The sequence below is a fragment of the Rubrivivax benzoatilyticus JA2 = ATCC BAA-35 genome, assembly GCF_000190375.1.
GTDB lineage: Bacteria > Pseudomonadota > Gammaproteobacteria > Burkholderiales > Burkholderiaceae_C > Rubrivivax > Rubrivivax benzoatilyticus.
This window is the reverse complement of the sequence record NZ_AEWG01000101.1, coordinates 1-26,361: the sequence shown is the minus strand read 5'-3', so window position 1 is coordinate 26,361 and position 26,361 is coordinate 1. Positions and strand designations below refer to the sequence as shown.

The following is a 26,361-nucleotide window of genomic DNA, read 5'->3' as shown; positions in this document are numbered from 1 at the left end:
GGTTGAAACAGGTCCGCTCGGTCGGGCTGGCGCTGGAGATCGAGTCGCTGGCCGCTCCCGCGGTCAGCGTGGTTGAAACGCGTTCAACCTCGGCCCGGCGCGCTGCGCGCGTGTCGCTGGCCGCTCCCGCGGTCAGCGTGGGTTGAAACAGGGCCAGATCGCGCCAGCACCACACCGGGTTGTGTCGCTGGCCGCTCCCGCGGTCAGCGTGGGTTGAAACATGCCGCCGGGTGCCACCACGCCGATGCGTGCCGGTCGCTGGCCGCTCCCGCGGTCAGCGTGGGTTGAAACACCGAGGCCAAGGCGCGCGAGGAAGTCGGCATGAGTCGCTGGCCGCTCCCGCGGTCAGCGTGGGTTGAAACGTCGCAGGGGAAGTCGATGGCTGAAGTCGTGCGGTCGCTGGCCGCTCCCGCGGTCAGCGTGGGTTGAAACTCGTCGCTGATGCGATCCTTGTGCAGCAGGTACCGTCGCTGGCCGCTCCCGCGGTCAGCGTGGGTTGAAACTCGGCGAGCGTCTCGCTGTTGAGCTTGATGAGGTGTCGCTGGCCGCTCCCGCGGTCAGCGTGGGTTGAAACCGCCGGCTCACGTCCGGCGAGCAGCCGGCGCAGCGTCGCTGGCCGCTCCCGCGGTCAGCGTGGGTTGAAACTGCGGGTGGACGAGCAGCGGGCAGTTGAAGAGCGTCGCTGGCCGCTCCCGCGGTCAGCGTGGGTTGAAACTGGAGCCGTCGGGCATGAAGTACCCGCACCTCGCGGTCGCTGGCCGCTCCGGCGGTCAGCGTGGGTTGAAACCGTACTTGCGCCGGTTGTCCGTGCGGAAGCCCGTGGTCGCTGGCCGCTCCGGCGGTCAGCGTGGGTTGAAACCTTCGATCTGTCGTTGATAGCCCGCGTGAGCGAAGGTCGCTGGCCGCTCCGGCGGTCAGCGTGGGTTGAAACTACACAGCGACGCTGGCCACGGCCGCCGCCAAACGTCGCTGGCCGCTCCGGCGGTCAGCGTGGGTTGAAACGCGGTCCCGGCCGGCCTGTAGCCCTACTGCCCAGCAGTCGCTGGCCGCTCCGGCGGTCAGCGTGGGTTGAAACAGCCCGCGGGTGAAGGAGGCGCTGGCCTACCCGGGTCGCTGGCCGCTCCGGCGGTCAGCGTGGGTTGAAACAGATCACGGAGCCAGGTGATGCCGAGCCGGTCCAGTCGCTGGCCGCTCCGGCGGTCAGCGTGGGTTGAAACCACTCCATCTCCAGCGGCTCGAGGCCCTGGTCGGGTCGCTGGCCGCTCCGGCGGTCAGCGTGGGTTGAAACTTCGTCGAGGTCGCCGGTACCTTCGTGCAGATGGAGTCGCTGGCCGCTCCGGCGGTCAGCGTGGGTTGAAACGACATCGGCCTGATCGGGCGCGTGCCGGAGATGCCGTCGCTGGCCGCTCCGGCGGTCAGCGTGGGTTGAAACGATGCAGCGGTGCGGGCCGTGCGCGGCATCTGGGGTCGCTGGCCGCCCCGGCGGTCAGCGTGGGTTGATACACGCACTGGGGGAGCTGACCTACATTTCGGCACCTCAAAGGCCGCCTCCGCCGAGACGGCGGCGAGCCTTGTCGCTGCGGGCGGACCCGATGGCATCCGTGGGGCGCTGCGTCTGCTGGAGGCCTGGGTGGCCGCACGCCTCGACGGGACTGGTGCACTCGACCTGCATGGCAGCCGCACCGCGCTGGCCGCGCGGGGGCGCGCATTGGTGGCCTGTCTCGCCATGCAACACCAGCTCTGCTCAGCCGCCTCGGTCGCGCGCTACTTCCACCGCGCCAAGTCGACGCTGAGCGAGCAGATGACGGCATGCCGCGCTCGCGCGCTGGACCGCACCATCCTCCAGACCCCGGCCCAGCGCATCGTCGACGAAGCCGCGGCCCTGACGCGGCGAACCCGTTGATCCGTCCGCGCTTCGCCTCCCCGCTCCTAGAATCCCCCCACCTCGCGCAGCACGAGCCCCCGGGCGATCAGACCGGTTGCGTTTCGGACGTTGCAGGCCAAGGGGCGCGAGGTGCCTCGCGCGGGCGGTGGTGGCGTTGCCTACTGCAGCTTGTGCCCCGCCAGCCGCTTCGGGTCGGGGATGCGGATCTCGCGCTTGTCGATGACGATCAGCCCGGCGGCTTCCAGCTCGTGCAGCACGCGCGAGAAGTACTCGGGTGTCAGCGACAGCCGCGACGCGATCGTCGCCTTGCTGACCGGCAGGCTCACGCGCAGGTCGCGGCGCTGGGCCTGGGCGGCCGGCGTCACGCCGGCGTCGGCCAGCGAGAACGCGGCGGCGTCCTCGGCCTCCTCGGGCAGGGCGCGCAACAGGTAGCCGATGACGCGCTGCATGCCGCTGTGCAGCGAATACGCCTGCACGTCGTGCACCAGCCCGTGCAGCCGGCGCGAGATGCCGGCCAGCATGCGCAGCGCGAAGCGCGAGTCGCGCTCGATCTCGGCCAGCACCGCGGCCTTGCCGACGCTCAGCACCAGCGTGTCGCCCAGCGCCTGCGCGTTGATGATGTAGGGCTTGCCGGTGAACATCAGCGCCTCGGCGAAGGTGTTGCCCGGGCCGACCAGCTCGATGACCTTCTCCTGCCCGGCCGGCGAGATGGCGAACAGCTTGACCTGCCCCATCACCGTGACGTGCAGCTCCTCGCAGGGCTCGCCGACACGGAACACCGTGTCACCGCGCGAGTAGCGCCGCAGCCGGCAGCCTTCGGCCAGGCGCTGCAGCTCCTCGGGGCTCATCTCCTGGAAGAGCGGCAGCACCGCCAGGTAGCGCGGGATGTCGAAGCTCCTCGTCTCCATTCGTTCTCCTGTCGCCGGCCCGCGTGCCGGGCTCGGCGCCGAGGATGCCGCGATTTGCCCTGCGGGCCTAGTCTTGATGGGTGTCAATTCTCGCAGTCGCGTGCTGCGTGCTCAACCGCGGGTCATGCGCGCGTAGACGGTGGCCAGGCGCTGCACCAGGTCCTGCGGCCGGTGCACCAGCGCCCAGCCGTGCTGGCCGAAGAGCATCGGCAGGTAGTCGTGCGCGCTCTCGTCGATGGTGACGCAGAACGGCTGCAGCCCGGCGTCGCGTGCGGCCTGCACGGCGTGGCGCGTGTCTTCCAGGCCGTAGCGGCCTTCGTAGACGTCGAGGTCGTTGGGTTTGCCGTCGGTCAGGATCAGCAGCAGCCGCTGGCGCTCGGGGCGCGCGGCCAGGCGTTGTGTCGCCAGGCGCAGCGCGGCGCCCATGCGTGTGTAGTAGCCGGGCTTGATGGCGCCGAGGCGCGCGCGCACGTCGCCGTTCCAGGGTTCGTCGAAGCCTTTCAGGTGCTGGATGCGCACGTTCTGCCGCCGCACCGACGAGAAGCCCAGCATCTCGAAGGCGTCGCCGCCGGCGGCCAGGGCCTCGCCGAAGACCCACATCGCGTCGCGGATGACGTCGACGATGCGTGCGTCGCCGCCGGCCCAGGCGTCGGTGGACAGCGACAGGTCGGCCAGCAGCAGCGTCGCCAGGCTGCGCTCGCCACGCACGCGGCGCTGCCAGACGGCGGGCTGCTCGTCGACGCGGCCGGCGTCGGCCAACACGCGGTGGCGCAGCCAGGCGTCGAGGTCGAGCTCGTCGCCGTCGGCCTGGGCGCGTGCGCGCAGCGGCGCCGCACGCAGCACCTCCATGCGGCGGCGCACGCGCCGCGCCACGGCACGCAGCGCCGGCGGCGGCTGCCAGGGCGGCGGCGCGGCGGCCACCAGCACCTGCGCGGCGCAGTGTTCGGGGATCAGCGTCTGCTGGCGCCAGTCCCATTCGGGCAGGCGCAGGCCGGGGCCCAGCGGGCGGTCGTCGGCGGCGGCGCTGGGCAGGTCGAGGTCGAAACGCACGCGCGACGCGGCGCGGCTGCCGTCGGGCGCGATGGCCAGCGTGTCCATGTCGTCGGCGGCGGCCAGCGCGTTGCCGTCGTCGTCATCGTCGCTGGCGCGGTCGACACGCACGAACTCGCCCCAGGACAGGATCGATTCGGCGCGGAAGAACATCATCAGCGGCGCCGTGCCGCGTTCGTCCTGCACACGTTCGGCGTGGCGGCGGCGGTCGCTGGTGGTCGGTTTGGCGCGGCTGGCCTCGTTGGCGCCGGTGTCGGCCGGGTCCTGGCGTGCGGTGGCCGCGGCGGCTTCGGCGGCGTCCAGCCACAGCCAGACCGGCGCGGCGTCGGCGGGTTTCAGCCCGGCGGGCAGGGTGACCGGCTCGCCGCGCAGCGCCTGCTGCACGGTGCGCTCGGCGGCCGCGGCGACGCCACGCAACGTGGCGGGCGCCGGCCGCAGCGCCAGCTGCGCGGCCACCAGCGCGGCGTGGGTGTCGTGCATGCCGGGGAACTGCACCAGCGCGGCGGCCGTGGCGTGCAGGTTGTCGGCCAGCCAGTCGCCGGTCGGCGTGTAGTGCGCGGCGAGCGCCGCCAGCCACAGGTACAGGCGGCGGTTGAGCGCGGCGTCGGCGAAGACCGCGACCTCGGGTGGCAGCGACAGCGCCTCGGCGTCCAGCCGCGCGGTGGCGGCGTGCGTGCCGCTGCCGGCCACACGCTGCAGCCAGCCGCGCGGGCCGCCGGCGCGTGTGGCGGTGGCGGACGCGAAGCGCAGCCCCGGCGCGCCGCCGCCGGCGCGGAACATCAGCGTGATCGTGCGCTGCACCTCGGGCAGCGTGACGGCGGCGTCGGCGTGGCGGCGGTCGGCCACGCGGCTGATGAAACGGTGCCAGTGCTGGCCGACCCACTCTTCCATCTCAGAACTCCTCGGCGCGGTGTTCCCGCGCCTGCGCGAGGGCGGCTGTGTGGCTGCGGCCCTCACCCCAGCCCTCTCCCGCGAGCGGGAGAGGGGGCAGTGCGGGGCCGGGCTCGAGCTCGCTCAGCCGCACGCGGGACAGTGCCAGCGCGGGGTCTGGCTCGAGTTCCCTCTCCCGCTCGCGGGAGAGGGGCAGGGTGAGGGTGGTGGAGAGACCGCGGCCTTCGCCCCGGGCCCGCAGTTCGCCCTTTCGCTGGTGCAGCGTCTCGCGCAGCGCGTCGGCGCCGGTGCGCCATTCGAGCAGCGGCGCGCGCGCCTGGGCGCCTTGCGACTGCCCGCACTGGTCCAGGCAGCGCCCGCACTGCACGCAGGAGAACATGCGGCGCTTGATGTCGCGCGGCTTCAGCCGCATCGGGCAGACGCTGTCGCAGGCGCTGCCGCCGGGCGCGGCGGCGGTGCTGCAGTTGCGGCAGTCGCGGGCACGGGCGCGGTCGTAGGCGACGACCATCGCGCGCGGGTTGGCCATCCAGGCCAGGCTCTGGAACAGCCCGACGGCGCAGCCGAAGCGGCAGAACAGGTGGCGCGCGAAGACGAACTCGGCGGTGAACAGCAGCGTCGCGACGGCCAGGAAACGCGCCTGGTTGGGCGTGGACTCGCCGGCCAGCAGCCGGCCCCAGACCTCGGCCGGCGGCAGCAAATAGCTCAGCAGCGTCACCGCCCAGAGGAACCCGAGGCCGGCGGCCAGCAGCACGAACGGCGGCCACCAGCGCCCCTCGCCCCGCGCCGTGGGGGCGGCCGCGTCCCAGAGGCTGGCGCGGCCGAGCGCGCGGCGCATCAGCCGGTCCAGCGTCTCGACGACGCTGAAGTGCGGGCACAGCCAGCCGCAGTACAGCCGGCCCCAGCGCCAGGCGACATGGAGAAAACCGACGGCCAGCACGATGGCCGGCACGAAGGCGCGCAGCAGGATGGCCAGCGCAACCTCGGTGGCGCCGATGCGCCCGGCGGTGAAGTCGGCGATGCCCAGCGTCCAGGGCCGGCCCAGCAGCCAGAGCTGGGCCTCGTGCAGGTCGAAACGCAGCAGGTCCAGCGCCGGTGCGCTGACGAACAGCGCCAGGAAGGCGGCCTGGAAGAGCCGGCGGCGGCGTTGCAGGGCGGCGGACACGGGGCGGGGGCAATGGAGGCGGCCGCGGGCCTCAGGTGCCGAGCACCGCGCCGACGACCTCGTCGAGCGCGGCGGCGGTGTCGGCGTCGTCGGTCAGCGCGTCGACGATCGCCGCGCGGCAGGCGGCGCGCAGCGGCACGCCGCCGGCGGCCAGGCGCGCGGCCATCACCAGCAGCCGGGTGCTGGCCGTTTCCTCGAGGTCGTGTTCGGTCAGGCGGCGCAGCGCCTGCGCCAGGCGCACCAGGCGCGCGGCGAGGTCCGGCGCGACGCCGGACTCCATCTCGACGATGCGTGTCTCCAGCCCCGGCTCGGGGTAGCCCAGCGTCAGCGCGACGAAACGCTGGCGGGTGCTGGGCTTCAGGCTCTTCAGCAGGTTCTGGTAGCCCGGGTTGTACGAGACGACGAGCATGAAACCCGCCGGCGCGGCCAGCAGCTCGCCGGTGCGTTCGATCGGCAGCACGCGGCGGTCGTCGGCCAGCGGGTGCAGCACGACGGTGGTGTCCTTGCGCGCCTCGACGACCTCGTCGAGGTAGCAGATCGCGCCCTGGCGCACGGCGCGTGTCAGCGGGCCGTCGGCCCAGACCGTGCCCTGCGCGCCGATCAGGTGGCGGCCCACCAGGTCGGCCGCCGACAGGTCGTCATGGCAGCTGACGGTGACGAGCGGGCGGCCCAGGCGGGCCGCCATGTGCTCGACGAAACGGGTCTTGCCGCAGCCGGTGGGGCCCTTCAGCAGCAGCGGCAGCCGCTGCCGCCAGGCCTGCTCGAACAGCGCCGCCTCGCCCGCCTGTTCGGCGTAGAAAGGCAGCGCGGCCCCGCCGGTGCGGCCGGCGTCGGGCTGGAAGAGCTCCAGCCCGAGGGCGCCGCGTTCGCTCATGTCCATGGCAGCGGCTCCTTGCGCTCAGGCTTGCGCCAGCTTGGCCGACGTCACCGTGTCCGTCTTCACCGGCTCGCCGCCGACGAAGAAGCTGGCGAAGTAGGTGAACTGGCCGAGCAGGAAGGTCACGCCGCCGGCGATGCGCACCCAGTAGAAGAAGCGCAGCTGGTCCTGGGTGGACATGAAGCTCATCGCGCCTTCGGTCGGCAAACGCTGCAGCCAGACCTGCAGGATGCCGGCGCCGGTCAGCGCCAGCACCATCACGCCCATGCCGATCGACATGATCCAGAAGCTCCACATCTCGACGGCCTGGGCGCGCTGGCTGTTGGCGATGCGCCCGCGCAGCGTCGGCATCGCGTAGCTGATCAGCGTGATGACCACCAGCACGTAGGCGCCGTAGAAGGCCAGGTGGCCGTGGGCGGCGGTGACCTGCGAGCCGTGGGTGTAGTAGTTCACCGGGCTCAACGTGTGGATGAAGCCCCAGAGGCCGGCGCCCAGGAAGCCCATCACCGCGGTGCCCAGCGCCCACAGCACGGCGGCCTGGTTCGGGTGTTCGCGGCGGCGGCGCTGCACCATGTTGAACGCGAAGACCGTCATCATGAAGAACGGGATCGGTTCCATCGCGCTGAAGATGCTGCCGATCCACTGCCAGTAACCCGGCAGGCCGATGAAGTAGAAGTGGTGGCCGGTGCCCAGGATGCCGGTCATCAGCGCGAAGGCGATGATCACGTACAGCCACTTGTCGATGACCTCGCGGTCGACGCCGGTGGTCTTGACCAGCACGTAGGCCAGCAGCGCGCCGAGGATCAGCTCCCACACGCCCTCGACCCACAGGTGCACGACGAACCACCAGTACATCTTGTCGCGCACCAGGTTGTGCGGGTTCACGAAGCTGAACAGGAAGAAGATCGCCAGGCCCCACAGCCCCATCAGCAGCACCACCGAGACGCTGGTCTTGCGGCCCTTGAGCACCGTCATGCTGACGTTGAGCAGGAAGCCGAGCGCGACGACGACGATGCCGATCTTGGTCGGCAGCGGCTGCTCCAGGAACTCGCGGCCCATGGTCTGCAGCAGGTCGTTGCCGGTCAGCTCGGCGAGCTTGGCGTAGGGCAGCGTCAGGTAGCCGACGATGGTCAGCACGCCGGCGGCGAGGAAGATCCAGAACAGCGCCTTCGCCAGCTTCGGGCTCCAGAGCTCGGTCTCCGACTCCTCGGGCACGATGTAGTAGGCCGCGCCCATGAAGCCGAACAGCAGCCACACGATCAGCAGGTTCGTGTGCACCATGCGGGCGACGTTGAACGGGATGTACGGGAACAGGAAGTCGCCGATGACGTACTGCAGCCCGAGGCTGATGCCGAAGACGATCTGGCCGGCGAACAGCAGCATCGCCGCGATGAAGTACGGCTTGGCCACCGCCTGCGAGCGGTACTTGAGGACTTGTTGGGTATTCATGGAAGGTGCTCCGGCGCTCAGCCTTCGATGTTGGGAGGCCACTTCTCGGTGTTGATCTCGCCGGTCCACTTCAGGAACTGCACGAGGTCGTCGAGTTGCTGCTCGGTGAGGTCGAACTGCGGCATCTGCCGGCGGCCCGGGATGTGCGTCGGCTGGGCCTGGATCCAGGCCTTGATGAACTCGCCGCCGCGGCGCTGGTAGACGTTGCCCAGCTCGGGCGCGAAATACGCGCCTTCGCCCAGCAGCGTGTGGCAGCCGATGCAGTTGCGGGTCTCCCAGATCTTCTTGCCGGCAATGACCTGAGGCGTGATCGCGCTGGCGTTGGAGCGTTGCGGGATGCGCCGCTCGGTGTGGAAGACGAGTGCGGCGAACAGCAGTGCGAAGAACACTGTGCCGCCGTAGAACATGTTGCGGGCCATCTGCTTGGTGAACCCGCCCCGGACTTGGCTCATGGAAAGCGCCTCCTTGACTTCGGTGCGCTTATCCTCCTGATTCGCTCGGGTACTTTCCTTGAACCCGTTCAAGGATTCGAGAGGAGGGGCCGGGCGAGCATCCGGCCATGGCCCGCGAACGGCGGGCCGCCCCGTTCCGACGCCGAGAGAGCCCGACGATGAGCCCTGCCGACAAGGTCCCGCACGCGGTGACCGACCTGATCGCCCACATCCTGCTGCGCTTCCACGAGACGCACCGCGCCGAGGTCCCGGTGCTGGTGGCGCAGGCGCGTGCGCTGGCCGCCGCCGGCGTGCTGCCCGAACTCGCCGAGCACCTGGAGCACATGGGCGCAGCCCTCGAGGAGCACATGTTCAAGGAGGAGATGCGGCTGTTCCCGATGATGGAGCAGGGCGGCGGCACGCTGCTGGACCTGCTGCTCGACGACCTGGAGCGCGAGCACCGCGCGCACGAGGTCTCGATCGAACGGCTGCAGGCGCTGCTGGCGCGCCTGCCGGCCACGCCCGAGGCCGCGCTGCTGGCCGCCGGCTGCCGCAAGCTGATCGACGACCTGCAGCAGCACGTGGCCGCCGAGGACGAGGACCTGTTCCTGCGCTTCGGCCCGCGGCGCACGACGGCGGTGGGGCGCGTCGTGCAGCCCTGATCGTCCCGGCGCAGACATGAAAAAGGCGCCCCGCGGGGCGCCTTCGTCTGCGGTGGCCGCCTCAGCGGCCCAGCATCGCCATCGGGTCGCCGGGCAGGCGCGCGTGGCTGCGCAGGTCGGCCAGTTCGGCGGCCGACAGGCGCTCGGCGCCTTGCGGGACCTCGGGGCGGTGCAGCGCGAGTTCACGCAGGCGCGTGGCCAGCGTCAGCGCGAAGGCGCGGGCGAAGACCTCGTCGCCGTCGCAGGCCTCGAACAGCGACTCCAGCGGCAACGCCAGCAGCTCGATCGGCTCGCGGATCACCGCGGCCTCGGCCCAGCCGCCCGGCAGGTCGAGCGCGCCGGTGACGTCGAACCATTCGCCGGGGCCGATCAGCCGGCGCTCGATGAAGCCGCCGTCGGCTCCCAGGCGGCCCAGGCTGGCGCAGCCGTGGCGCACCAGCCACCACGACGGCTCGGGCCGGCGCGGCGAACCCAGCGTGAACCGCCCGGCCGGGCAACAGATCATGCGCGAGGCGTCGCTGAGCCTGACGAGCGTCGAGTCGGGCACGGTCAGCGGCGCGAAGGCGATGCGCAGCAGGGCAACGTCGTCCTCGAAAGTGCCCGTGACGAAACTCGCGTGCGCGGGCTGCGACGCCGAATCAGCGTCCGGACCTGTCGTCTCGGTCGAACACGTCATCATGTTGGTCTCCTGCATCGTGAAAAGCCGCACCGGGTGGTGGCGTCTGCTGACTCTGGCGATGCCGGGCCCGCATGGATTTGTTCCAGCACAACCCGCAGCCAACCAAGCACCCGGGCTATCCCCTGAATGGTGTTTTTTGCGATTTGGACCAGTTTACCCCCACCGGCGGCGGGGTGGGCGGGAAGCCGTGTGCGGTGGTCCGGCCGCCTCGTCTCGCGGCTTCAGGCGGTGTTGCCGGCGGCCCCGCCGGCCTGCAGCCCGGCGATGAACAGCCGGGCCGAGCGCTCGACCAGGCGCTGCGGATCGGGCGCGGTGTCGACCTCCGGATCGACCTCGAGCCGGCCGTCGACGAGCAGCTGCGCCAGCCCGTGCGCGAAGCCCCAGGCGGCCATCGCCTCGTTGGTGGCCGGTGCCGGCACGCCCAGCGCGACGAGCGCCTGGCGCAGCGTGCCGAGCACGCGGTGGCCGGCCTCGGCGAGCACCGGGTGGTCGGCCTTGCGCACCTCGGGCCCGAGCATCAGGCGGTAGATCGCCGGCTGGGCGACGGCGAAGTCGACGTAGGCGCGTGCCATCGCGACGAAACGCGCCGCCGGGTCGGCCGGCTCCGGCAGCGCGGCGAAGACCGCGCGCAGGCGGTCGAAGCCGCCGGCGGCGATGTCGGCCAGCAGCGCCTCGCGGCTGGCGTAGTGGCGATAGGGCGCGGCGTGCGACACGCCGACGGCACGCGCCACCTCGCGCAGGCTGACCTCGGCGGCGCCGCGCTCGACGAGCACACGCTCGGCCGCCTCGCGCAGTGCGGCGCGCAGGTCGCCATGGTGGTACGCCCGGCGGGGCGGCTCGTCGACAGGGGCGGCGCGGCGGTCCATCGGCTCAGTATATGCCCATGTTGACAGCGTAAACATCGGTCGATAAGGTCGGTGGCCGGGGTGGTGCCGCGCCGGCGCCGCCATGCCGAGCCCGCCCGAATGTCCCGCCGCCGAACCCAGGAGTCGCGCATGAGCGTCACCTCGCCCGTCCTGCCGCCGTCCACGCCCGCCGAGGAGCTGCCGCCGCTGCTGGAGCGCCTGCGCCGCGCCCACCGCGCCGACATGCTGCCCACGCGCGCGCAGCGGCTGGAGCGCCTGCGGCGGCTGGAGCAGCTGCTCGACCGCCACGCCGAGGCCTTTGCCGCGGCCATCGGCGACGACTTCGGCAACCGCTCGCCGGTGGAGATCCGCATCACCGAAACGATGCTGCTGAAGGCCGCGATCCGCCAGGCCCGCGGCCACCTCGGCCGCTGGATGAAGCCGCGGCGCGTGCCGACCTCGCCGGCCTTCTGGCCCGGGCGCTCGTGGCTGCTGCCGCAGCCGCTGGGCGTGGTCGGCATCGTCAGCCCCTGGAACTACCCGCTGCAGCTGGCGCTGGGGCCGCTGGTCGGCGCGCTGGCGGCGGGCAACCGGGCGATGATCAAGCCGTCGGAGCTGACGCCGCGTTTCTCGGCCGCGCTGCAGGCGGCGGTGGCCGAGCACTTCGCGCCCGACGAGGTGACGGTGGTCACCGGCGACGCTGCGACCGGACGCGCCTTCGTCGCGCTGCCGTTCGACCACCTCGTCTTCACCGGCTCGACGGCCGTCGGCCGCGAGGTCGCGCAGGCCGCGGCGAAGAACCTGACGCCGGTGACGCTGGAGCTGGGCGGCAAGTCGCCGGCCATCGTCGACGCCTCGGCCCGGCTCGCGAAGGCGGCCGAGCGCATCGCCTTCGGCAAGCTGGTCAACGCCGGGCAGACCTGCATCGCGCCCGACTACGTGCTGGTGCCGCGCGCGCAGCGCGAGCGCTTCGTCGCCGCGCTGCGTTCGGCGATGGGCCGGCTCTACCCCAGCTTCCGCGCCAACCCCGACTACACCAGCATCGTCAGCGAACGCCATTTCCGCCGCCTGCGCGAGCTGGTGGACGACGCCCGCGAGCGCGGCGCGACGGTGATCGAGCTGGAGGCGCCGGGCGAAGGCATCGGCCGTGCCAGCCGCCAGCTGCCGCCGACGCTGCTGCTCGACGTCGAGCCGGCGATGCGCGTGATGCAGGAGGAGATCTTCGGCCCGGTGCTGCCGATCGTCGGCTACGACACGCTGGACGACGCCATCGCCTACGTCAACGACCGCGACCGGCCGCTGGCGCTGTACTGGTTCGGCAGCGACGCCGCGGCGCGGCGCAAGGTGCTGGCGCAGACGATCTCCGGCGGCGTGTCGCTCAACGAGACGCTGCTGCACGTCGCCCAGGAGGGGCTGCCGTTCGGCGGTGTCGGCGCCTCGGGCATGGGCGCGTACCACGGCGAGGCGGGCTTCCGCCAGTTCAGCAAGGACAAGCCGGTGTTCGAGCAGTCGGCGCTGGCGGCCACCGGGCTGATCGCGCCGCCGTACAAGCCGTCGATCGGCCGGCTGCTCGACTGGATCGGCCGCATCGCCTGAAAACGCCGAGCCCGGCGCGCGGCCGGGCTCGTGTCGCGGAGCGCGCCGCGCGTCAGGCGGCGACGGCCATCGGCGTGAACGGGTCGACCTCGTCCATCGACAGCTTGCAGGCGCGGCCGATCAGTGTCGCGGCGGCGGCGTAGTAGCCGGTGGCGGCCTTGGCCGCGAGCTGCTCGCAGTGCGCCGGCACCCAGGCCATCAGGTGGCGCGACAGGAAGCGCAGCTGCTGGGCGCGGCAGCGCTGGGCCGCGGCGTCGTCGCCCGCGGCCAGGGCCTCGCCTTCCTGGCGGCAGAGGTGGGCGACGAATTGCAGCTCGTTGCCGAGGTGGTCGGGCGCGCCGAGCAGCGCCATCGGCTCGAAACCGGCCTCGCGGTACGAGCGCAGCACGTCGAGCACGCGGTCACCGCCGGGTGCCACGCCCAGCGCCGCCGACTCGCACGGGGCGGTCAGCGTCTCGCCGTGCATCACCATCGACAGCAGCCGCGTGCGGTCGACGGCCAGCACCGTGGCGCCTCCGGGGTGGCGGCGCGACTTGCGCAACGCGGCCAGCAGCGCACCGAGCTGCGGCGCCAGCGGGCGCGAGCCGTCGGCGGCGCCGAGCGCGGCCTCCAGCTCGTCCAGCCATTGCGGCGTCGGCCGCTCGATCACCACCCTGGCCAGCAGGCCCCACAGGGCCGCCCGCTTGCGGGCCTCGTCTCCGTCTCGTCTCGTGGTCTCGCTCATGTCGCTCTCGCCGTGGCGTGATGTGGGGTGCACGTCGCGGTTGGGTCCGCGTGGATGCCGGCCTGACCCCAGAACTGCAGCGGCCGCACCACCCCGAATGATGGGTGCCCGGTGCGGTATCCGTGGGATATCCGATCCCTAGCAAACAGGGGGGGTCGACAGCACCGGCGGATGGCCGGGGGCGGCGTCCCAGCGCATCCGCAGGTCGGCACACGACGCGGTGGCGGCCACGCGGCGGGCGTTCGGCTCGTCGGTCTGTTCGACCCAGGCCGCCGCGTCCGCGGCGCTGCGGCCGTGCCGGCGGTGGCGCGCGGCCAGGCGCTCGCGGCGCAGCGTGTCGTCGACCTCGACGTACCAGACCTCGTCGAGCAGCGGCCGCACGCCGGCCCAGGGCCCGTCGAGCAGCAGGTAGTTGCCCTCGGTGATGACCAGCGGCAGCTGTGGTGGCACGGCGATCGCGCCGGCCACCGGCTCGCCCAGGTCGCGCCGGTACTCGGGCGCCCAGATGGTGTCTTCGGCGGCGCGCAGCCGTGCCAGCAGCGCGACGTAGCCAGCGGCGTCGAAGGTGTCGGGTGCGCCCTTGCGGCCGCGCCGTCCCAGGCGGTCGAGCTCGGCGTTGGCGAGGTGGAAGCCGTCCATCGGCACGACCACGGCGGCCGGCGCGAGTGCGGCCGCCAGCGCCGCGGCCAGCGTCGACTTGCCGGCGCCCGGCGGCCCGGCGATGCCCAGCAGCCGGCGGCCGCCGGCACGGGCCAGCGCCGCGGCGCGCTCGGTCCAGGTGTCGGGGACGGCGGGGTGCACCACGGCGCGAGCTTAGCCGGCGCGCATGCTGTAGCCGTTCTCGCACTCGGCGGTGACGGTGAAGCCCAGGCGCTCGTAGAGGCTGCGCGCCGGGTTGCTCTTGAGCACCGAGAGGCTGACGCGTGCGCCCTGGTCCCGGGCCTCGGCCAGCACCTCGGCGATCAACCGGCTGCCGATGCCGGCGCGGCGATACGCGGGCAGCAGCTGCACCTGCTGGATCGCCCAGTCGCGGCTGCCGCGGTGCACACGCAGCAGGCCGACGGGCTGGCCGTCGAGCAGCACGACGGCCGCGCCGGCGAGCTGGGTGCGCAGCGAGGCCAGCGCCTCGCCTTCGAGCTGGGCGGCGCCCGGCCCGTGATGCAGCACCGCGATCCACGGCAGGTCCCGCTCGGTGGCGGCGCGGGTGGCGAGGATCGGCAGGCGGTCTGGCATGGCCGGGTGATTCTGGAGTGCCGGTCTCATCCGTCCAGTTGTGGAGACCGCGTAGGCTGCCGCCGGCTGTCCGCTGCGTGACATCCTCGCTGCCCGGCCTTGCGGCGGCGGGCTTACAGTGGCCGCATGGCCACCCGTCACACGCATCGCGGCCGCCCGCGGCTGCTGCACTCGGCGCTGGAGGCGCGTGTCTTCGCCGAACTGGCGGTGCTGCCGTGGACGCTGCCGGCGCTGTCGCTGGCCGCGCCGCGCGGCGACGGCCATCCGGTGCTGCTGCTGCCGGGCTTCATGGGCAGCGAGCTGTCGCTGATCGGCCTGGAGCGTTTCCTGCGCCGCCGCGGTTATGCCGTCGAGACCTGGGGCCTGGGCCGCAACGTCGGCTTCAACCCGCGCCACGCGACCGCGCTGGAGCAGAAGATCCGCCACATGGCGCACCGCGCCGGGCGGCCGGTCAGCCTGGTCGGCTGGAGCCTGGGCGGCGTGTTCTCGGTCTACGGCGCGCACCAGGCGCCGGAGTGCGTGCGCCAGGTCGTCACGCTGGGCAGCCCGGTCAGCGTCGACCCCGAGGGCAGCGCGTCGCCGCCGCTGGTCAAGGCGATGTACCGGCTGATCGCCCATCCGCACGGGCCGTCGGCGCACACGATGCAGCCGCGGGCGAAGAAGCTGCGCGAGCGCGTGCCGCTGGCGGTGCCGGTGTCCTGCCTGTACTCGCTCAGCGACGGCGTCGTGCCGCCGCAGGAGGCGACGATCGAGGGCGACCCGGCGCGGCACGAGAACATCCGCGTGCCGGGCAGCCACCTCGGGCTGGGTTTCAACCCGGTGGTGCTGTGGATCGTCGCCGACCGCCTGGCGCTGCCGGACGGCCGCTGGCGGCCTTTCGAGCCGCACGGGGCCTGGGGCCGGGCCTACCGGCTGCTGACGCACCGCGCGCTGCCGGTCTGAGCGGCGCCGGTGCCGCCGCGGCCAGCGCCAGATACTCCTGGAAGCTGTCGCGCACCGCCTGGGTGAAGGCCTCGGGGTCGGGCACCAGCTCGCGGCAGGACGTCGGCGAGACGACGATGCGGCCGTCGTACTCGGTGACGGCGAACACCAGCCCCATGCCGTCGGCGATCGGCAGGATGGCCGAGAAGTAGGTCATGCGCGCGCCGCACAGGTACAGCGGCTGGCGCGGGCTGCCGACGGCGGTGACGGTGCAGCAGGCCGCCGGCCGGCGCAGCTCGTTCGCGCGCAGGCCCAGCCAGCGCGAGGCGAGCTTCATCGTCGCCGCGGGCGCGTGCTCGGCCAGCTCGGTGAGCCCGCGTGCGGCCTGGGCGCGCAGCCCGGCACGGGCGCTGGCGGCCTGGCGCTGGATGTGGCGCAACCGGGCGACCGGATCGTCGATCGAGGTGCCCAGCGACACCAGCTGCCACGGCGGCTCGACGCCGGGCTCGGGCACCGCACCGGCGACCGGCGCGATGGCCTCGAGGTCGGCTTCGGGCAGTTCGCCCTGGGCCTGCAGATAGCGCCGCAGGCCGCCGGCGCAGACCGCGAGCACCGCGTCGGTGACGGTGGCGCGCGGCACCAGCGCGCGGATGCACTCGAACTCGGCCACCGTGAAGCGGCGCGTGTCGAACACGCGGTGCGGCGAGACCACCGAGTTGAAGCGGGTCGCGTGGTGCTGCTCGGGCGCGACGACGTCGGCGGCGAAGGTCCAGGCCACCGGCGCCAGACGCAGCAGCGGTGCGGCCAGAGACAGCGGCGACAGCGCGGTGTGCAGCGCGCCGCGCGCCAGCAGCTGCAGCGCGCCGGGTGCGCGTTCGGGGAACCAGGGCTCGGGCGGCTCGGCGCGCGGCGGCTCGGCGACGAGGTCGTGCAGCGCCTCGACGATCTCGTGGCGCCCGGCGACGTCGACGGCGGCGTGGTGGATCTTGGTCAGCACCGCGAAGCTGCCCGGCGGCAGGTCGACGAAGCTGTCCAGGCCCTCGATGACGTAGAGCTCCCACAGCGGCCGGTTCAGGTCCAGCGCGCGGGCGTGGATGCGCGAGGCCTGGATGCAGAACTGGCGCCAGTCGCCCGGCTTGGGCAGCGCGATGTGGCGCACGTGGTACTCGAGGTCGAAATGCTGGTCCTCGACCCAGTACGGATAGTCCAGCTCCAGCGGCACGCGCAGCAGGCGCTGGCGGAACACCGGCGAGCGCTGCAGCCGCCCGGCGACGTGCGCCAGGATGCTCTTGAAGCGCACCGTGCCGCCCGGCGCGGTGCTCTGGTCGTAGATCTGGACGAAGGTGACGTTCGCGTTGGCGTGCGTCGTGTCGGCGTAGAGGAAACCGGCTTCGTGGCCGCTCAGCTGGCGCATGTCGTCTCCGGTGGGGTCAGGTCGTCGGCAGGGCGCGTGCCGCCGGGCTGCCGGTCCGCTTGCGCGCCGGCTTCGGCCGGCTGGCGGCGACCAGCTCGTCCAGCGCCTCGTGCAGCGCCGCCCTCAGTTCGCCGGCGTCGGCCACCGCCGCCTGCGCCGCGGTGAAGCCGAAACCCAGCTCGCCGGCGTAGCTCATCACCGTGATGTTCAGGCCGATGCCGTGCTCGACGATGGACAGCGGCCAGTAGCTCGTCATGCGTGCGCCGGCCAGGTACAGCGGCTCGTGCGGGCCGGGCACGTTGGAAATGACGACGTTGGCCAGCGGCGGCACTGCGCCGGCGATGCCCGAGGCGCCGTACACGGCGGCCAGCCCCTGCAGCAGCCAGGGCGCGCCCAGCGACGGGAAGTCGGTCGGGATGACGCCGCGCGCGCGTTTGGCCGCCGACTTCACCGCCCCGGCGGCGTCGCGGATCGCGTGCAGGCGCTTCAGCGGGTTGGCGATGTCGGTGTGCAGGTTGACCAGCGACAGCGTGGCCTTGGTCGTGAACTCCTGGTCGCCGCTGGCGCGCAGCGAGATCGGCATCGACGCCAGCAGCGGCTTCTTCGGCACGCCGCCATGCGCGGCCAGCCAGCGCCGCAGCATGCCGCTGCACAGCGCGAGCACGATGTCGTTGAGCTTGGCCTCGTGCGCTGCGGCCAGGGCCTTCAGCGTGTCCATCGGCACCGAGACGGCGGCGAAGCTGCGTTCGGCACCGATCGGCACGTTCAGCGCCGTCTTCGGGCCGAAGCCGAAGTTCTCGCGCAGATGCCCGTCGGACTTGGCGGCGCTGCCGCGCGGCTTGCGCGGGCTGGCGAACAGCGTGCCGATCAGCTGCAGCGCCTGCGGCAACTGGCGCGCGAGCTTGACGTACAGGCCCGCGTCGCGCGCCAGCGCGGCGGCGGCGAGTTCCAGCGTGCCGGGGGCCTCGGCGCGCCGCGTGCGGCCGCGCGGCCGCGGCGGCGGCTCGGGCGACGGGTCGAACAGCGTCTGCGCCAGCAGCACGCCGGCCTTGCCGTCGAGCAGCGCGTGGTGCACCTGCACGTAGTAGCCGATTTCGCCGGAGGCCAGGCCGTCGAGCACCCAGATGCGCCACAGCGGCCGCGTGCGGTCCAGGCGCTCGGCTTGCAGCCGCGCGACCGTGGCCTCCAGTTCGGCCTGCGTGCCGGGCGCCGGCACCGCGACACGCTGCACGTGCCAGTCCATGTCGGCGCTGCCGTCCTCCACCCACACCGGGTTGGCGAACTGCAGCGGCATCGTCGCCAGCCGCCGTGTCAGCACCGGCGCCAGGTGCAGCCGCTGCTTCATCAGCCGCCGCACCGCAACGGCGAAGTCGCCGCGTGCGCCCGGCGGCCGCACGAACAGGTGCAGCGAGCCGACGTGCATCGGCGTCTGCGTCGTCTCCAGGTGGAGGAAGGCCCCGTCCACCCCGCTCAAGGCTTGCATGCCCTTTTCTCGCTTTCGCGCCGATGCGGCCTGCCGGCCCGGCGTCGTGCCAACGTAAGCGGCGCGCCGTGACCACGACGCGCATTCAGATCAATCTTTCGTCAAGTCGGTCACGGGGATCGGGGGCGGGCTGCAGCGGACCCCGCAACTGCGGGAAATGCAATCCCGCCCGGCGCCGGGAAAATGGTCATATGTCACAAGATGTACGTCCAGCCGGAGTTCGTCGTTTCCAGGGCGTGACCGTCTTCGACAACGGTGCCGACCGCCCGAGCGAGTTCGGCGACTCGAGCACCCGCCCCACGCTCTGGGACGAGCCTTCGCGCCATCCCGATTCGACGCTGGAGCGGCGCCGCCCGCGCGCCGCCGCGCCGCGGCGCAGCTCGACCGGTCTCTGGCTGGCCGCGATCGCCGTCGTCGGCGCCGCGGCCGCCGGCCTGGTGCTGCTGGCCAGATACCTCAGCCGCTGACGGCCATCGGCTGCGGCGGCGTGGCCGTCGCCGGCAGCACGATGGTCAGCGCCAGCGTGAAGCGCGCGCCGCGGCCGGGCTCGGAGGCCAGCGTCAGCGTGCCGCCCATCAGCTGCGCCAGCGCGCGCGACAGCGCCAGCCCCAGGCCGGTGCCGCCGTGTTCGTAGCTCACGCGCGCGCTGCCCTGGCGGAAACGCTCGAAGATCGTCTCGTGCAGTTCGGGCGCGATGCCCGGGCCGGTGTCCTCGACGTGCATCAGCACCCGGTCGCCCAGGCGCTCGACCATCACGTCGACGCGCCCGGCCGGGGTGAACTTGATCGCGTTGGACAGCAGGTTGTTCAGGATCTGCTTCACGCGCAGCCCGTCGGCGACGATGACCTGCGGCGCCTCGGGGTCGATCTCCACTGCCAGCGTCAGCCCCTTGCCGGCCGCGGTGAGGGCGTAGAAGTCGACCGTGCCCTGCACCAGCGAGCCCAGGTTCACGGGTTCGGAGCTCAGCGTCATCGAACCGGCCTCGACCTTGGCCAGGTCGAGGATCTCGCCCAGCAGCTGGTTCAGGTACTCGGCGCCCTTGCGGATCAGCCCGGCCTGATCGCGGAACTTCGGGTTGTCCAGCCGGTGCTCCATCAGCTCGGCGAAACCGCGGATGCTGGTCAGCGGCGTGCGCAGCTCGTGCGAGATGGCGGCCAGGAACTCGCTCTTGGCGTTGTTCGCGGCGTTGGCCTGGGCCTCGCTGGCACGCAGCGCGGCGTTGTGGGCCTCCAGCCGGCGCAGCCCGGCGACGAAGACCAGCGCGCCGGCGGCGACGGCGCCGGTGAGCAGCAGCGTCAGCACGACGGCGATGTTGCGTGTCGTGCGCCAGCCCACCAGGGCTTCCTGGCTGGCGGTGGCCACCAGCACGTACAGCGGGTAGTCGGCGATGCGCCGGTAGGCCGTGTAGCGCTCCAGGCCGTCGAGCGTGCTGACGCCGCTGAACGTGCCTTCGCGCTGCAGGTCCTGCTGCGAGAACGCGCCGCCGCGCTTGAGCTTCTCGCCGATCTGGTTGGCGCTCTCGCCGCCGACGACGCGGGCGCGGATGCTCAGGTCCTGGCCGACCAGCGTCACCGCGCCCAGCGAGCCGATCGCCGCGCGCCGGTAGACGTCCTCGAAGTAGCCCGGGTCCAGCGAGGCGACGACGACGCCGATGACGCGGCCGTCGGCGGCGCTGATGCGGCGCGAGATCTGGATCGTCCAGCGCTTGGACACCTTGCCCAGCACCGGCTTGCCGATCCACAGGTCGTCGGCGCTCTTGAGCCCGGTGCCCGGCGGCAGCGTCGTCGGCGCCAGGTGCACACGCACGTGCTCGCGTTCGGACAGGTCGACGTGGCCGGTCTTGCGGCCATCGGGGTCGAGGTTGCTGCCGATGAAGCGGCCGTCGGCGCCCACCAGCGACAGCTGCACCAGGATGCCGGGCACCAGGCCGGTCTCGTTGGCATAGCGCGGGAGTTCCAGCCCGTCGCCGCCGTGGCGCGCGAAGTCGTCGCGCGCGCGCACCGTGGCCTGGTCGACCGCGGCCAGCACCCGAACCGTCTGTTCCTCGAAGGCGCGTGCCAGGTTGGTGTTCTGGCGGAGTTCGCCGGCGATGGCGTCGTGCCAGCGCATCCACAGCACCAGCGCGACGGTGGCCCAGGCCAGCACGATCAGCACGCCGGCGGCGCCGATCGCGAGCTTGCTCAGGCGGCGTTCGGCGCCGGGGGCGGCCGAGGCAGCAAAACGCTGCAGCGTGGAACTGAGGGTCAACATGGCGGCGATCACTTGAAGTGATCAAATCTAGCATTTCTATCGCTATGAATTGCGCCAATACGTCACGTCCCACGCCACAAACGACGACGGCCGCCCCGTTGCCCGGGGCGGCCGTCGGCGAGCAGGCGACACGAATCAGCCGATGCGGATCGGCACGAAGATCGTCTCGCCGTCACGCTGCACCAGCAGCGCGACGTGGCGCGGCTTGGCTTCGAGCACCTTCTGCACCTGCTCGATGGATTGCACCGGCTGGCCGTTGATCGCCAGCAGCACGTCGCCGCGCTCGACGCCGGCACGTGCCGCCGGGCCGGCGACGTCCTGCACCAGCAGGCCGCCGTCGACGTGCACCTGGCGCTGCTCGTCGCGTGTCAGCGGCCGCAGCGCCAGGCCGAGTTGCGTGCCTTCGGGGCGCGCCGGGTCGTCGGCGCGCGCCACCTCGGCCTCGGCGCTGCCGAGCTTGACCTCGAGCTCGCGCCAGCTCTTGTCGCGCCAGACCTTGAGCTTGACGCGCTCGCCCGGCGCCGACAGCCCGATCAGCGAAGACAGGTTGCCGCTGCGCTCGACCGCCTGGCCGTTGACCTCGGTGATCACGTCGCCGGGCTTGAGTCCGCCCTTGGCCGCGGCGCTGCCGGGCTGCACCGCGGCGACCAGCGCACCGTCGGGCCGCTCCAGCCCGAAGGACTCGGCCAGGCCCTGGTTCAGGTCCTGGATCGAGACGCCCAGCCGGGCGTGCTGGGCGCGGCCGGTGGCGACGATCTGGTCCTTGATCTTCAGCGCGACGTCGATCGGGATCGCGAACGACAGGCCCTGGAAGCCGCCGCTCTGCGAATAGATCTGGGCGTTGATGCCGACGACGGCGCCGCCGCCGTCGAGCAGCGGGCCACCCGAGTTGCCGGGGTTGACCGCGGCGTCGGTCTGGATGAACGGCACGACGGTGTCGCCGGGCAGCGAACGGCCCTTGGCGCTGACGATGCCGGTCGTCGCCGTCTGCTCGAAGCCGTAGGGCGCGCCGATGGCCATCACCGGGTCGCCGACCTCCAGCCGGCGCGGGTCGCCCAGGCGCACCGTCGGCAGCCCCTTGGCATCGATTCGCAGCACGGCGATGTCGGTCACCGGGTCGCTGCCCAGCACCTTGGCCGGGAACTCGCGCCGGTCGCCGAGCTTGACGGTGACCTCCTTGGCTTCGCGCACGACGTGGGCGTTGGTCAGGATCAGGCCGTCGGCGGCGACGATGAAACCCGAGCCCTGGCCGCGGAACGGCACCGAGGGGTTGGCGCCGCGGCCGCGCTGGCCGAAGCCCGGCATGCCGCGGAAGAACTGGAAGAACGGGTCGTTCTCCAGCCCTTCGGGCAGGCCCTGCTCCTCGGCCGTGGCCTTGTGCAGGCCCTCGACGGTGATGCCGACGACGGCCGGGCCGGCCTGCTTGAAGATCGCCCGGTAGTCGGGCACCGTGCCCTGGGCCGGGATCGGGGCGACCGGCGCGGTCGTGGCGGCGGTGGTGGCCGCCGCGGCACCGGCCATCGCGGCGGCGGGTGCGGGTCGGTCCAGCCGCAGCCACGGCGGCAGGTCGAAGGCGCTGGCCGCACTCGCACCGAGCACGCCGCCGGCCAGCAGGGCGGCGGCCAAAGGCTTCATCTTCATCGTGTCCATGTCCTTTTCGCGGAGAGCGGGCCCTGGTCGAAGCCCGATGGACGCGAGATTGGGGCCGGACGATGAGTGCAGCGTTAGCGCTGCGTGAAGCGAGGATTAAGCCGCCGTCGGGAAACGCACGCTGGCGCGCAGCCCGCCGAGCGGCGACTCGGCCAGCGTGACGTGGGCGCCGTGGCGTTCGGCGATCGTGCGCACGATCGCCAGCCCCAGGCCGCTGCCTTCGCCGGCGCCGGGGTCGCGGCGGTAGAAGCGGTCGAAGACACGCTCGCGTTCGGCCACCGGGATGCCCGGGCCGGCGTCGTCGACGACGAGCAGCGGCGCGCCGCCGTCCAGCGCCGCGCGCACCTCGACGCGTGCGCCGGGCGGCGAATGGCGCACCGCGTTGTCGACGAGGTTGCGCACCAGCACCGCCAGCGAGCCGGCGTCACCCTGCAGCGGCACCGGCGCGTCGGCCTGCAGCGACAGCTCGGTGCCGCGCGTCCGCGCCAGCGGCACGGTCGCGGCGAGCGCGCTGCGCGCGGCTTCGGCGAGGTCGACACGCGCCGTCGGCAGCGGCGGCGCGCCGGGTTCGTTGCGCGCCAGCACGAGCAGTTGCTCGACCAGCCAGGCACTGCGCTCGACGCCTTCGGCCAGCGCGCGCACGGCCTCGGCGCGTGCCGCCTCGTTCTCGGCGCGTTCGAGCAGGCGGATCTGCAGCTTCAGCGCCTGCAGCGGCGAGCGCAGCTCGTGCGCGGCGTCGGCGACGAAGGCGCGCTGGGTGTCCATCGCCTGCGCGAGCTGGCCGAGCAGGCCGTTGAGCGCCGCCACCAGCGGCGACAACTCGTCGGGCAGACCGGCGGCCGGCAGCGGCGCCAGCGACTGCGGTTCGCGCTCGCGCACCGCGCGCGCGACGCTGCGCAGCGGGCGCAGCACGCGGGTCGCCGCGGCCCAGGTCAGCAGCGCGATCAGCGGTGCGATGCCGAGCAGCGGCGCGACGCTGCGCAGCGCCGCGCCGGCGGCCAGGCGCTGGCGGATCTGGCGCGGCTGCGCGACCTGGATCACCCGCTGGCCGCGCAGCACGGTGAAGGTGCGCCAGGTCTGCTTGCCGGCCGAGACGTCGGCGAAGCCGAGCAGCGCGCGCGCCGGCAGCTCGTCGTGCGGGCGCGAGGCGTAGATCGTCTGGCCGTCGGCGCTCCAGATCTGGATCACGAAGTCGAGCTCGCGGTCGGCCAGCGCGCCGGCCTGGTCGGGCGCGATCTCGCCCTGGTCGCGCAGCGACAGCGCCATCTGGCGCAGCTGGTAGTCGAACAGCGCCTCGGTCTCGGCGAGCACGTTGCGGTAGGTGACGGCGCCCATCACCGCCGCGGCGAAGGCGAGCATCGCCAGCAGCAGCGCGAGCACACGCGCGCGGATCGAGTTCACAGGAAGTAGCCGACGCCGCGCATGTTGCGGATGAAGTCGGCGCCCAGCTTGCGCCGCAGCTGGTGGACGTAGACCGAGACGGCGTTGCTCTCCACCGCGTCGCCCCAGCCGTAGAGGCGGTCCTCGAGCTGGGCGCGCGACAGCACCGCGCCGGGGCGCTGCATCAAGGCTTCCAGCACCGCGAACTCGCGCGACGACAGCAGCACCGGCTGGCCGTCCTTCGTCACCTGGCGCGTCGCCGGGTCGAGCGTGACGCCGCCGTGCGTCAGCAGCGGCGCGGCGCGGCCGCCGTGGCGGCGCGTGACGGCACGGATGCGCGCCGTCAGCTCGTCGAACTCGAAGGGCTTGACGAGGTAGTCGTCGGCGCCGGCGTCCAGGCCGCGCACGCGGTCGCCGCTGGCGTCGCGCGCGGTCAGCACGATGACCGGCGTGGTGTCGGCGCGGCCGCGCAGCTCGCGCAGCACATCCAGGCCGTCGGCCGGCGGCGAGCCGGGCGGGCCGCCGGGCGGCAGGCCCAGGTCGAGCAGCACGCAGTCGAAACGTTCGCTGGCCAGCGTGGCGCGCGCCGCGGCGACGTCGCGCACCCAGTCCACGGCATGGCCTTCGAGCCTGAGCGCGGCGCGCAGGCTCTCGCCGATCATGCGGTCATCCTCGACGAGCAGCAGTCGCATGCGCCGAGCATAGCGGCGCCGGCGCTGCGGCCCGTGCGGGCCGCGTTCAGCGCAGCGCGACCGGCGGCACCGCGGGCGCCGCCGCGGCCTCGGCCCAGATCCAGGCGCTGAACACCGCCACGGCGAGGGTGGCGATCGTCAGCCAGCGGTCCCATGGCGGGCGGTAACCGTTCCTGCTCATCGTCGACCTCCGTGAAAGGTCGGGAGCGCGCCGCTGCGGCTGCCGGGCGTGTCACCGCCTGTTTCACCGCGCGTTGCGCCTTCGGGGTTGTGGTCGGGGCCTCGGGAACTACGATCTTGCATGGCCTTCACGGGCTGCAGTGCAGTCCCCCCAAGAGCAAAGCCCGTGCCCGTGCCAGTTCACCCCGGACGCCCGGTCAGGCGACACTCCCGATGAGCGCTGCGCGCCTCGATGCGACCCACGACCCGCTGCTGCTGAGCTGGGTCGAGTCGGCCAACCGGCCGGGAGCCGACTTCCCGATCCAGAACCTGCCGCTCGGGCGTTTCCGCCCGCGGCGCAGCGACGAGCCGCTGCGTGCCGGCGTCGCCATCGGCGACCAGATCCTCGACCTCCGGTTGGCCCTGGAGCAGTGTCCCTGGGCCGACGACGTCTACCCGCTGCTCGGGCCGCTGGCCGCCGGCGACGTCAACTCCTTCATGGCGATGGGCCGCAGCGCCTGGCGCCGGCTGCGCGAGGCCCTGTCCGAGGCGCTGGCCGAGGGCAGCGACCAGGGGCCCTTCCTCGAGCTGTGCCTGCTGCCGCAGGCCCAGGCCGAGATGGCGCTGCCCTGCCGCATCGCCGAGTTCACCGAGTTCCACGCCGGCATCCACCACGCCGCCGCGGTCGGGTGGCTGGCGCGTCCCGACCACCCGCTGCTGCCGAACTACAAGTGGGTGCCGCTGGCCTGCCACGGGCGGGCCTCGTCGGTCGGGCTGGGCGCCGAGGTGCGGCGCCCGCGCGGCCAGGTCAAGGGTGCGGCCGAGGCACCGGAGTTCGTGCCCACGCGCCGCCTCGACTTCGAGCTGGAGATCGGTGTCGTCGTCGGCCGCGCCAGCGCACCGGGCGAGCCGCTGACGATGGCCCAGGCCGAGGACACGATCTTCGGCCTGGTGCTGCTCAACGACTGGTCGGCGCGTGACCTGCTGGCCTGGGAGGGCGCGCCGCTCGGGCCCTTCCTCGGCAAGAACTTCGCGACCTCGATCTCGCCGTGGATCGTGACGATGGAGGCGCTGGCGCCGTTCCGCCGGCCCCAGGTGCGCCCGGCCGGCGACCCGCCGCCGCTGCCCTACCTCGACTCCGCCGCCAACCGCGCCGCCGGCGCGCTGGACGTGGTGCTGGAGTCCTGGCTGGCGACGCCGGCGATGGTGCAGCCGGCGCCGCTGGCCACGTCCAGCCTGCTCGACGCCTACTGGACGCCGGCGCAGCTCGTCGCGCACCACGCCAGCAACGGCTGCCCGCTGCATCCGGGCGACCTGCTGGGCACCGGCGCGATCTCCGGGCCGCAGCCGGGGCAGGGCGCGTCGCTGCTGGAGCTGACGCAGGGCGGCCGCCAGCCGCTGACGCTGCCCGGCGGCGAGCAGCGGGTCTTCCTGCACGACGGCGACAGCGTGATCCTGCGCGGCAGCTGCCAGCGCCGCGGCGCCGTGCGCATCGGCTTCGGCACGCTCGTCTCCACCGTGCGCGGCTGACGCCGGCGGGCGGAACAGCGCCGTCCGGGCGCCGTTCATCGGCGCTTTCGCCGCCGCGCGGCCGCCCAGAATGCGGCCCGATGGAGCCCGACCGCCGTGACGAATGGGCCGCCCGTGTGGCGGCCTGGCATCAGCGCGACCCGTTGGCGCTGCGTGTCACGCCGCAGCAGGTCAGCGGCTTCGCCTGGCTGGACCTGCCGTTCGCCGGTGGCGGCCCGCGTTCGCGCTGGCAGCCGGTGTTCAGCGAGCGTGTGCTCGCCGACCTGCCGCCCGCCCGGCTCGCCGCCTGGGCCCGCCGCCACGGCCACGACGAACGCCCCGCCGCCGACGGCCTGCCGCTGCACCAGGTCGAGATCGACCGTGCGCGGGTGCCCGCTGGCGCCGATGCGGTGGTGCTCTGGATGCTGCGCGCGACGCTGGAGACGGCGGCCGGGCCGGTGGAGGTGCTGCTCGACGCCCGCCCGGGCGGTGCGGTGCTGGGCCGGCGCCG

The 26,361-nt window shown here is 73.0% G+C and carries 24 protein-coding genes and 1 CRISPR repeat array; of the genes, 6 read left to right on the top strand and 18 right to left on the bottom strand.

Translation table 11 applies throughout. From position 1 onward, the window contains the following. Positions 1–43: 43 nt before the first annotated feature. A CRISPR array of direct repeats spans positions 44–1,503; the repeat unit is 37 nt; unit sequence GTCGCTGGCCGCTCCGGCGGTCAGCGTGGGTTGAAAC. A 127-nt stretch (positions 1,504–1,630) separates the two neighbouring features. Continuing rightward, positions 1,631–1,903 carry a hypothetical protein gene (locus tag RBXJA2T_RS11925; protein ID WP_009857630.1) on the top strand — a complete coding sequence of 91 codons (273 nt, stop codon included), beginning with the start codon at positions 1,631–1,633 and terminating at the stop codon, positions 1,901–1,903. Positions 1,904–2,043: 140 nt separating this feature from the next. Here RBXJA2T_RS11925 and RBXJA2T_RS11920 read toward each other — a convergent pair whose 3' ends face one another. From RBXJA2T_RS11920 to RBXJA2T_RS11895, 6 genes are all read right to left on the bottom strand, one after another. Next, a complete protein-coding gene (locus tag RBXJA2T_RS11920) occupies positions 2,044–2,793 on the bottom strand; it encodes a Crp/Fnr family transcriptional regulator (RefSeq protein WP_009857629.1) in 750 nt (249 codons plus the stop codon). A 111-nt stretch (positions 2,794–2,904) separates the two neighbouring features. Further along, the gene (locus RBXJA2T_RS11915; protein WP_009857628.1) at positions 2,905–4,734 is read right to left on the bottom strand and encodes a nitric oxide reductase activation protein NorD; all 1,830 of its coding nucleotides are present in this window, start codon (positions 4,732–4,734) and stop codon (positions 2,905–2,907) included. A gap of 1 nt (position 4,735) precedes the next feature. Then, positions 4,736–5,896, bottom strand: a complete 1,161-nt coding sequence (locus tag RBXJA2T_RS11910) for a 4Fe-4S binding protein (protein ID WP_009857627.1) — start codon at positions 5,894–5,896, stop codon at positions 4,736–4,738. A gap of 31 nt (positions 5,897–5,927) precedes the next feature. Next, positions 5,928–6,776 (bottom strand): CbbQ/NirQ/NorQ/GpvN family protein, encoded by an 849-nt coding sequence (locus tag RBXJA2T_RS11905; RefSeq protein WP_009857626.1) that lies wholly within the window; start codon positions 6,774–6,776, stop codon positions 5,928–5,930. Positions 6,777–6,794: 18 nt separating this feature from the next. Further along, entirely contained in the window at positions 6,795–8,222 is a 1,428-nt protein-coding gene (locus RBXJA2T_RS11900) for a cbb3-type cytochrome c oxidase subunit I (protein WP_029718718.1), read from the bottom strand. A 17-nt stretch (positions 8,223–8,239) separates the two neighbouring features. Then, complete coding sequence (locus RBXJA2T_RS11895; RefSeq protein WP_009857624.1) at positions 8,240–8,674, bottom strand: c-type cytochrome; 435 nt, start codon at positions 8,672–8,674, stop codon at positions 8,240–8,242. A gap of 158 nt (positions 8,675–8,832) precedes the next feature. Here RBXJA2T_RS11895 and RBXJA2T_RS11890 point away from each other — a divergent pair, with 158 nt between their 5' ends. Beyond that, positions 8,833–9,315, top strand: coding sequence for a hemerythrin domain-containing protein (locus RBXJA2T_RS11890; RefSeq protein ID WP_009857623.1), 483 nt, complete (start codon positions 8,833–8,835; stop codon positions 9,313–9,315). A 61-nt stretch (positions 9,316–9,376) separates the two neighbouring features. Here the strand turns inward: RBXJA2T_RS11890 and RBXJA2T_RS11885 are convergent, their stop codons facing one another. Together RBXJA2T_RS11885 and RBXJA2T_RS11880 are read right to left on the bottom strand one after the other, a co-directional pair. Further along, on the bottom strand, positions 9,377–9,994 hold the full coding sequence (locus RBXJA2T_RS11885; protein ID WP_230248410.1) for a Crp/Fnr family transcriptional regulator: 618 nt from the start codon (positions 9,992–9,994) through the stop codon (positions 9,377–9,379). A 221-nt stretch (positions 9,995–10,215) separates the two neighbouring features. Further along, positions 10,216–10,860: a TetR/AcrR family transcriptional regulator gene (locus RBXJA2T_RS11880; protein ID WP_009857621.1), complete on the bottom strand. Its 645-nt coding sequence runs from the start codon at positions 10,858–10,860 to the stop codon at positions 10,216–10,218. 129 nt (positions 10,861–10,989) lie between these two features. Between RBXJA2T_RS11880 and RBXJA2T_RS11875 the strand changes: the two genes are divergently transcribed. Continuing rightward, positions 10,990–12,435: a coniferyl aldehyde dehydrogenase gene (locus RBXJA2T_RS11875; protein WP_009857620.1), complete on the top strand. Its 1,446-nt coding sequence runs from the start codon at positions 10,990–10,992 to the stop codon at positions 12,433–12,435. Positions 12,436–12,487: 52 nt separating this feature from the next. Here RBXJA2T_RS11875 and RBXJA2T_RS11870 read toward each other — a convergent pair whose 3' ends face one another. The 5 genes from RBXJA2T_RS11870 to RBXJA2T_RS11845 form a co-directional block, all read right to left on the bottom strand. Next, a complete protein-coding gene (locus RBXJA2T_RS11870) occupies positions 12,488–13,159 on the bottom strand; it encodes a TorD/DmsD family molecular chaperone (RefSeq protein WP_081467628.1) in 672 nt (223 codons plus the stop codon). A gap of 138 nt (positions 13,160–13,297) precedes the next feature. Further along, the gene (locus RBXJA2T_RS11865) at positions 13,298–13,963 is read right to left on the bottom strand and encodes a nucleoside/nucleotide kinase family protein (RefSeq protein WP_009857618.1); all 666 of its coding nucleotides are present in this window, start codon (positions 13,961–13,963) and stop codon (positions 13,298–13,300) included. A gap of 9 nt (positions 13,964–13,972) precedes the next feature. After that, positions 13,973–14,392, bottom strand: coding sequence for a GNAT family N-acetyltransferase (locus tag RBXJA2T_RS11860; RefSeq protein WP_009857617.1), 420 nt, complete (start codon positions 14,390–14,392; stop codon positions 13,973–13,975). An 811-nt stretch (positions 14,393–15,203) separates the two neighbouring features. Next, positions 15,204–16,727, bottom strand: a complete 1,524-nt coding sequence (locus RBXJA2T_RS11850; RefSeq protein WP_009857615.1) for a wax ester/triacylglycerol synthase family O-acyltransferase — start codon at positions 16,725–16,727, stop codon at positions 15,204–15,206. Between the two features lie 16 nt (positions 16,728–16,743). After that, on the bottom strand, positions 16,744–18,210 hold the full coding sequence (locus RBXJA2T_RS11845; RefSeq protein ID WP_029718720.1) for a wax ester/triacylglycerol synthase family O-acyltransferase: 1,467 nt from the start codon (positions 18,208–18,210) through the stop codon (positions 16,744–16,746). A gap of 236 nt (positions 18,211–18,446) precedes the next feature. Here RBXJA2T_RS11845 and RBXJA2T_RS11840 point away from each other — a divergent pair, with 236 nt between their 5' ends. Then, the gene (locus tag RBXJA2T_RS11840; protein WP_009857613.1) at positions 18,447–18,677 is read left to right on the top strand and encodes a hypothetical protein; all 231 of its coding nucleotides are present in this window, start codon (positions 18,447–18,449) and stop codon (positions 18,675–18,677) included. Here the strand turns inward: RBXJA2T_RS11840 and RBXJA2T_RS11835 are convergent. The 5 genes from RBXJA2T_RS11835 to RBXJA2T_RS20885 form a co-directional block, all read right to left on the bottom strand. Continuing rightward, positions 18,667–20,460, bottom strand: coding sequence for a sensor histidine kinase (locus RBXJA2T_RS11835; protein WP_029718721.1), 1,794 nt, complete (start codon positions 20,458–20,460; stop codon positions 18,667–18,669). The two genes, RBXJA2T_RS11840 and RBXJA2T_RS11835, sit on opposite strands and share 11 nt — an antisense overlap. 135 nt (positions 20,461–20,595) lie before the next feature. Next, positions 20,596–22,110: a Do family serine endopeptidase gene (locus tag RBXJA2T_RS11830; RefSeq protein ID WP_009857611.1), complete on the bottom strand. Its 1,515-nt coding sequence runs from the start codon at positions 22,108–22,110 to the stop codon at positions 20,596–20,598. 96 nt (positions 22,111–22,206) lie between these two features. Continuing rightward, positions 22,207–23,511 carry an ATP-binding protein gene (locus tag RBXJA2T_RS11825; RefSeq protein ID WP_009857610.1) on the bottom strand — a complete coding sequence of 435 codons (1,305 nt, stop codon included), beginning with the start codon at positions 23,509–23,511 and terminating at the stop codon, positions 22,207–22,209. Then, positions 23,508–24,182 carry a response regulator gene (locus RBXJA2T_RS11820; protein WP_009857609.1) on the bottom strand — a complete coding sequence of 225 codons (675 nt, stop codon included), beginning with the start codon at positions 24,180–24,182 and terminating at the stop codon, positions 23,508–23,510. Before RBXJA2T_RS11820 ends, RBXJA2T_RS11825 begins: the two co-directional genes overlap by 4 nt. A gap of 46 nt (positions 24,183–24,228) precedes the next feature. After that, positions 24,229–24,363, bottom strand: a complete 135-nt coding sequence (locus RBXJA2T_RS20885) for a hypothetical protein (RefSeq protein WP_009857608.1) — start codon at positions 24,361–24,363, stop codon at positions 24,229–24,231. Between the two features lie 212 nt (positions 24,364–24,575). On the opposite strand from RBXJA2T_RS20885, the gene fahA reads away from it, so the two are divergent. Together fahA and RBXJA2T_RS11810 are read left to right on the top strand one after the other, a co-directional pair. Next, entirely contained in the window at positions 24,576–25,871 is a 1,296-nt protein-coding gene (fahA, locus tag RBXJA2T_RS11815) for a fumarylacetoacetase (protein WP_009857607.1), read from the top strand. An 80-nt stretch (positions 25,872–25,951) separates the two neighbouring features. Next, the coding region (locus RBXJA2T_RS11810; protein WP_009857606.1) for a hypothetical protein at positions 25,952–26,361 on the top strand (410 nt) is incomplete at its 3' end.

Excerpts from the sequence above, each read along its gene's own strand:
- RBXJA2T_RS11920 (WP_009857629.1), bottom strand. The coding sequence starts at position 2,793 with ATGGAGACGAGGAGCTTCGACATCCCGCGCTACCTGGCGGTGCTGCCG.
- RBXJA2T_RS11915 (WP_009857628.1), bottom strand. The coding sequence starts at position 4,734 with ATGGAAGAGTGGGTCGGCCAGCACTGGCACCGTTTCATCAGCCGCGTG.
- RBXJA2T_RS11905 (WP_009857626.1), bottom strand. The coding sequence starts at position 6,776 with ATGGACATGAGCGAACGCGGCGCCCTCGGGCTGGAGCTCTTCCAGCCC.
- RBXJA2T_RS11900 (WP_029718718.1), bottom strand. The coding sequence starts at position 8,222 with ATGAATACCCAACAAGTCCTCAAGTACCGCTCGCAGGCGGTGGCCAAG.
- RBXJA2T_RS11895 (WP_009857624.1), bottom strand. The coding sequence starts at position 8,674 with ATGAGCCAAGTCCGGGGCGGGTTCACCAAGCAGATGGCCCGCAACATG.
- RBXJA2T_RS11890 (WP_009857623.1), top strand. The coding sequence starts at position 8,833 with ATGAGCCCTGCCGACAAGGTCCCGCACGCGGTGACCGACCTGATCGCC.
- RBXJA2T_RS11885 (WP_230248410.1), bottom strand. The coding sequence starts at position 9,994 with ATGATGACGTGTTCGACCGAGACGACAGGTCCGGACGCTGATTCGGCG.
- RBXJA2T_RS11880 (WP_009857621.1), bottom strand. The coding sequence starts at position 10,860 with ATGGACCGCCGCGCCGCCCCTGTCGACGAGCCGCCCCGCCGGGCGTAC.
- RBXJA2T_RS11875 (WP_009857620.1), top strand. The coding sequence starts at position 10,990 with ATGAGCGTCACCTCGCCCGTCCTGCCGCCGTCCACGCCCGCCGAGGAG.
- RBXJA2T_RS11870 (WP_081467628.1), bottom strand. The coding sequence starts at position 13,159 with ATGAGCGAGACCACGAGACGAGACGGAGACGAGGCCCGCAAGCGGGCG.
- RBXJA2T_RS11860 (WP_009857617.1), bottom strand. The coding sequence starts at position 14,392 with ATGCCAGACCGCCTGCCGATCCTCGCCACCCGCGCCGCCACCGAGCGG.
- RBXJA2T_RS11850 (WP_009857615.1), bottom strand. The coding sequence starts at position 16,727 with ATGCGCCAGCTGAGCGGCCACGAAGCCGGTTTCCTCTACGCCGACACG.
- RBXJA2T_RS11845 (WP_029718720.1), bottom strand. The coding sequence starts at position 18,210 with ATGCAAGCCTTGAGCGGGGTGGACGGGGCCTTCCTCCACCTGGAGACG.
- RBXJA2T_RS11835 (WP_029718721.1), bottom strand. The coding sequence starts at position 20,460 with ATGTTGACCCTCAGTTCCACGCTGCAGCGTTTTGCTGCCTCGGCCGCC.
- RBXJA2T_RS11830 (WP_009857611.1), bottom strand. The coding sequence starts at position 22,110 with ATGGACACGATGAAGATGAAGCCTTTGGCCGCCGCCCTGCTGGCCGGC.
- RBXJA2T_RS11820 (WP_009857609.1), bottom strand. The coding sequence starts at position 24,182 with ATGCGACTGCTGCTCGTCGAGGATGACCGCATGATCGGCGAGAGCCTG.
- RBXJA2T_RS20885 (WP_009857608.1), bottom strand. The coding sequence starts at position 24,363 with ATGAGCAGGAACGGTTACCGCCCGCCATGGGACCGCTGGCTGACGATC.
- fahA (WP_009857607.1), top strand. The coding sequence starts at position 24,576 with ATGAGCGCTGCGCGCCTCGATGCGACCCACGACCCGCTGCTGCTGAGC.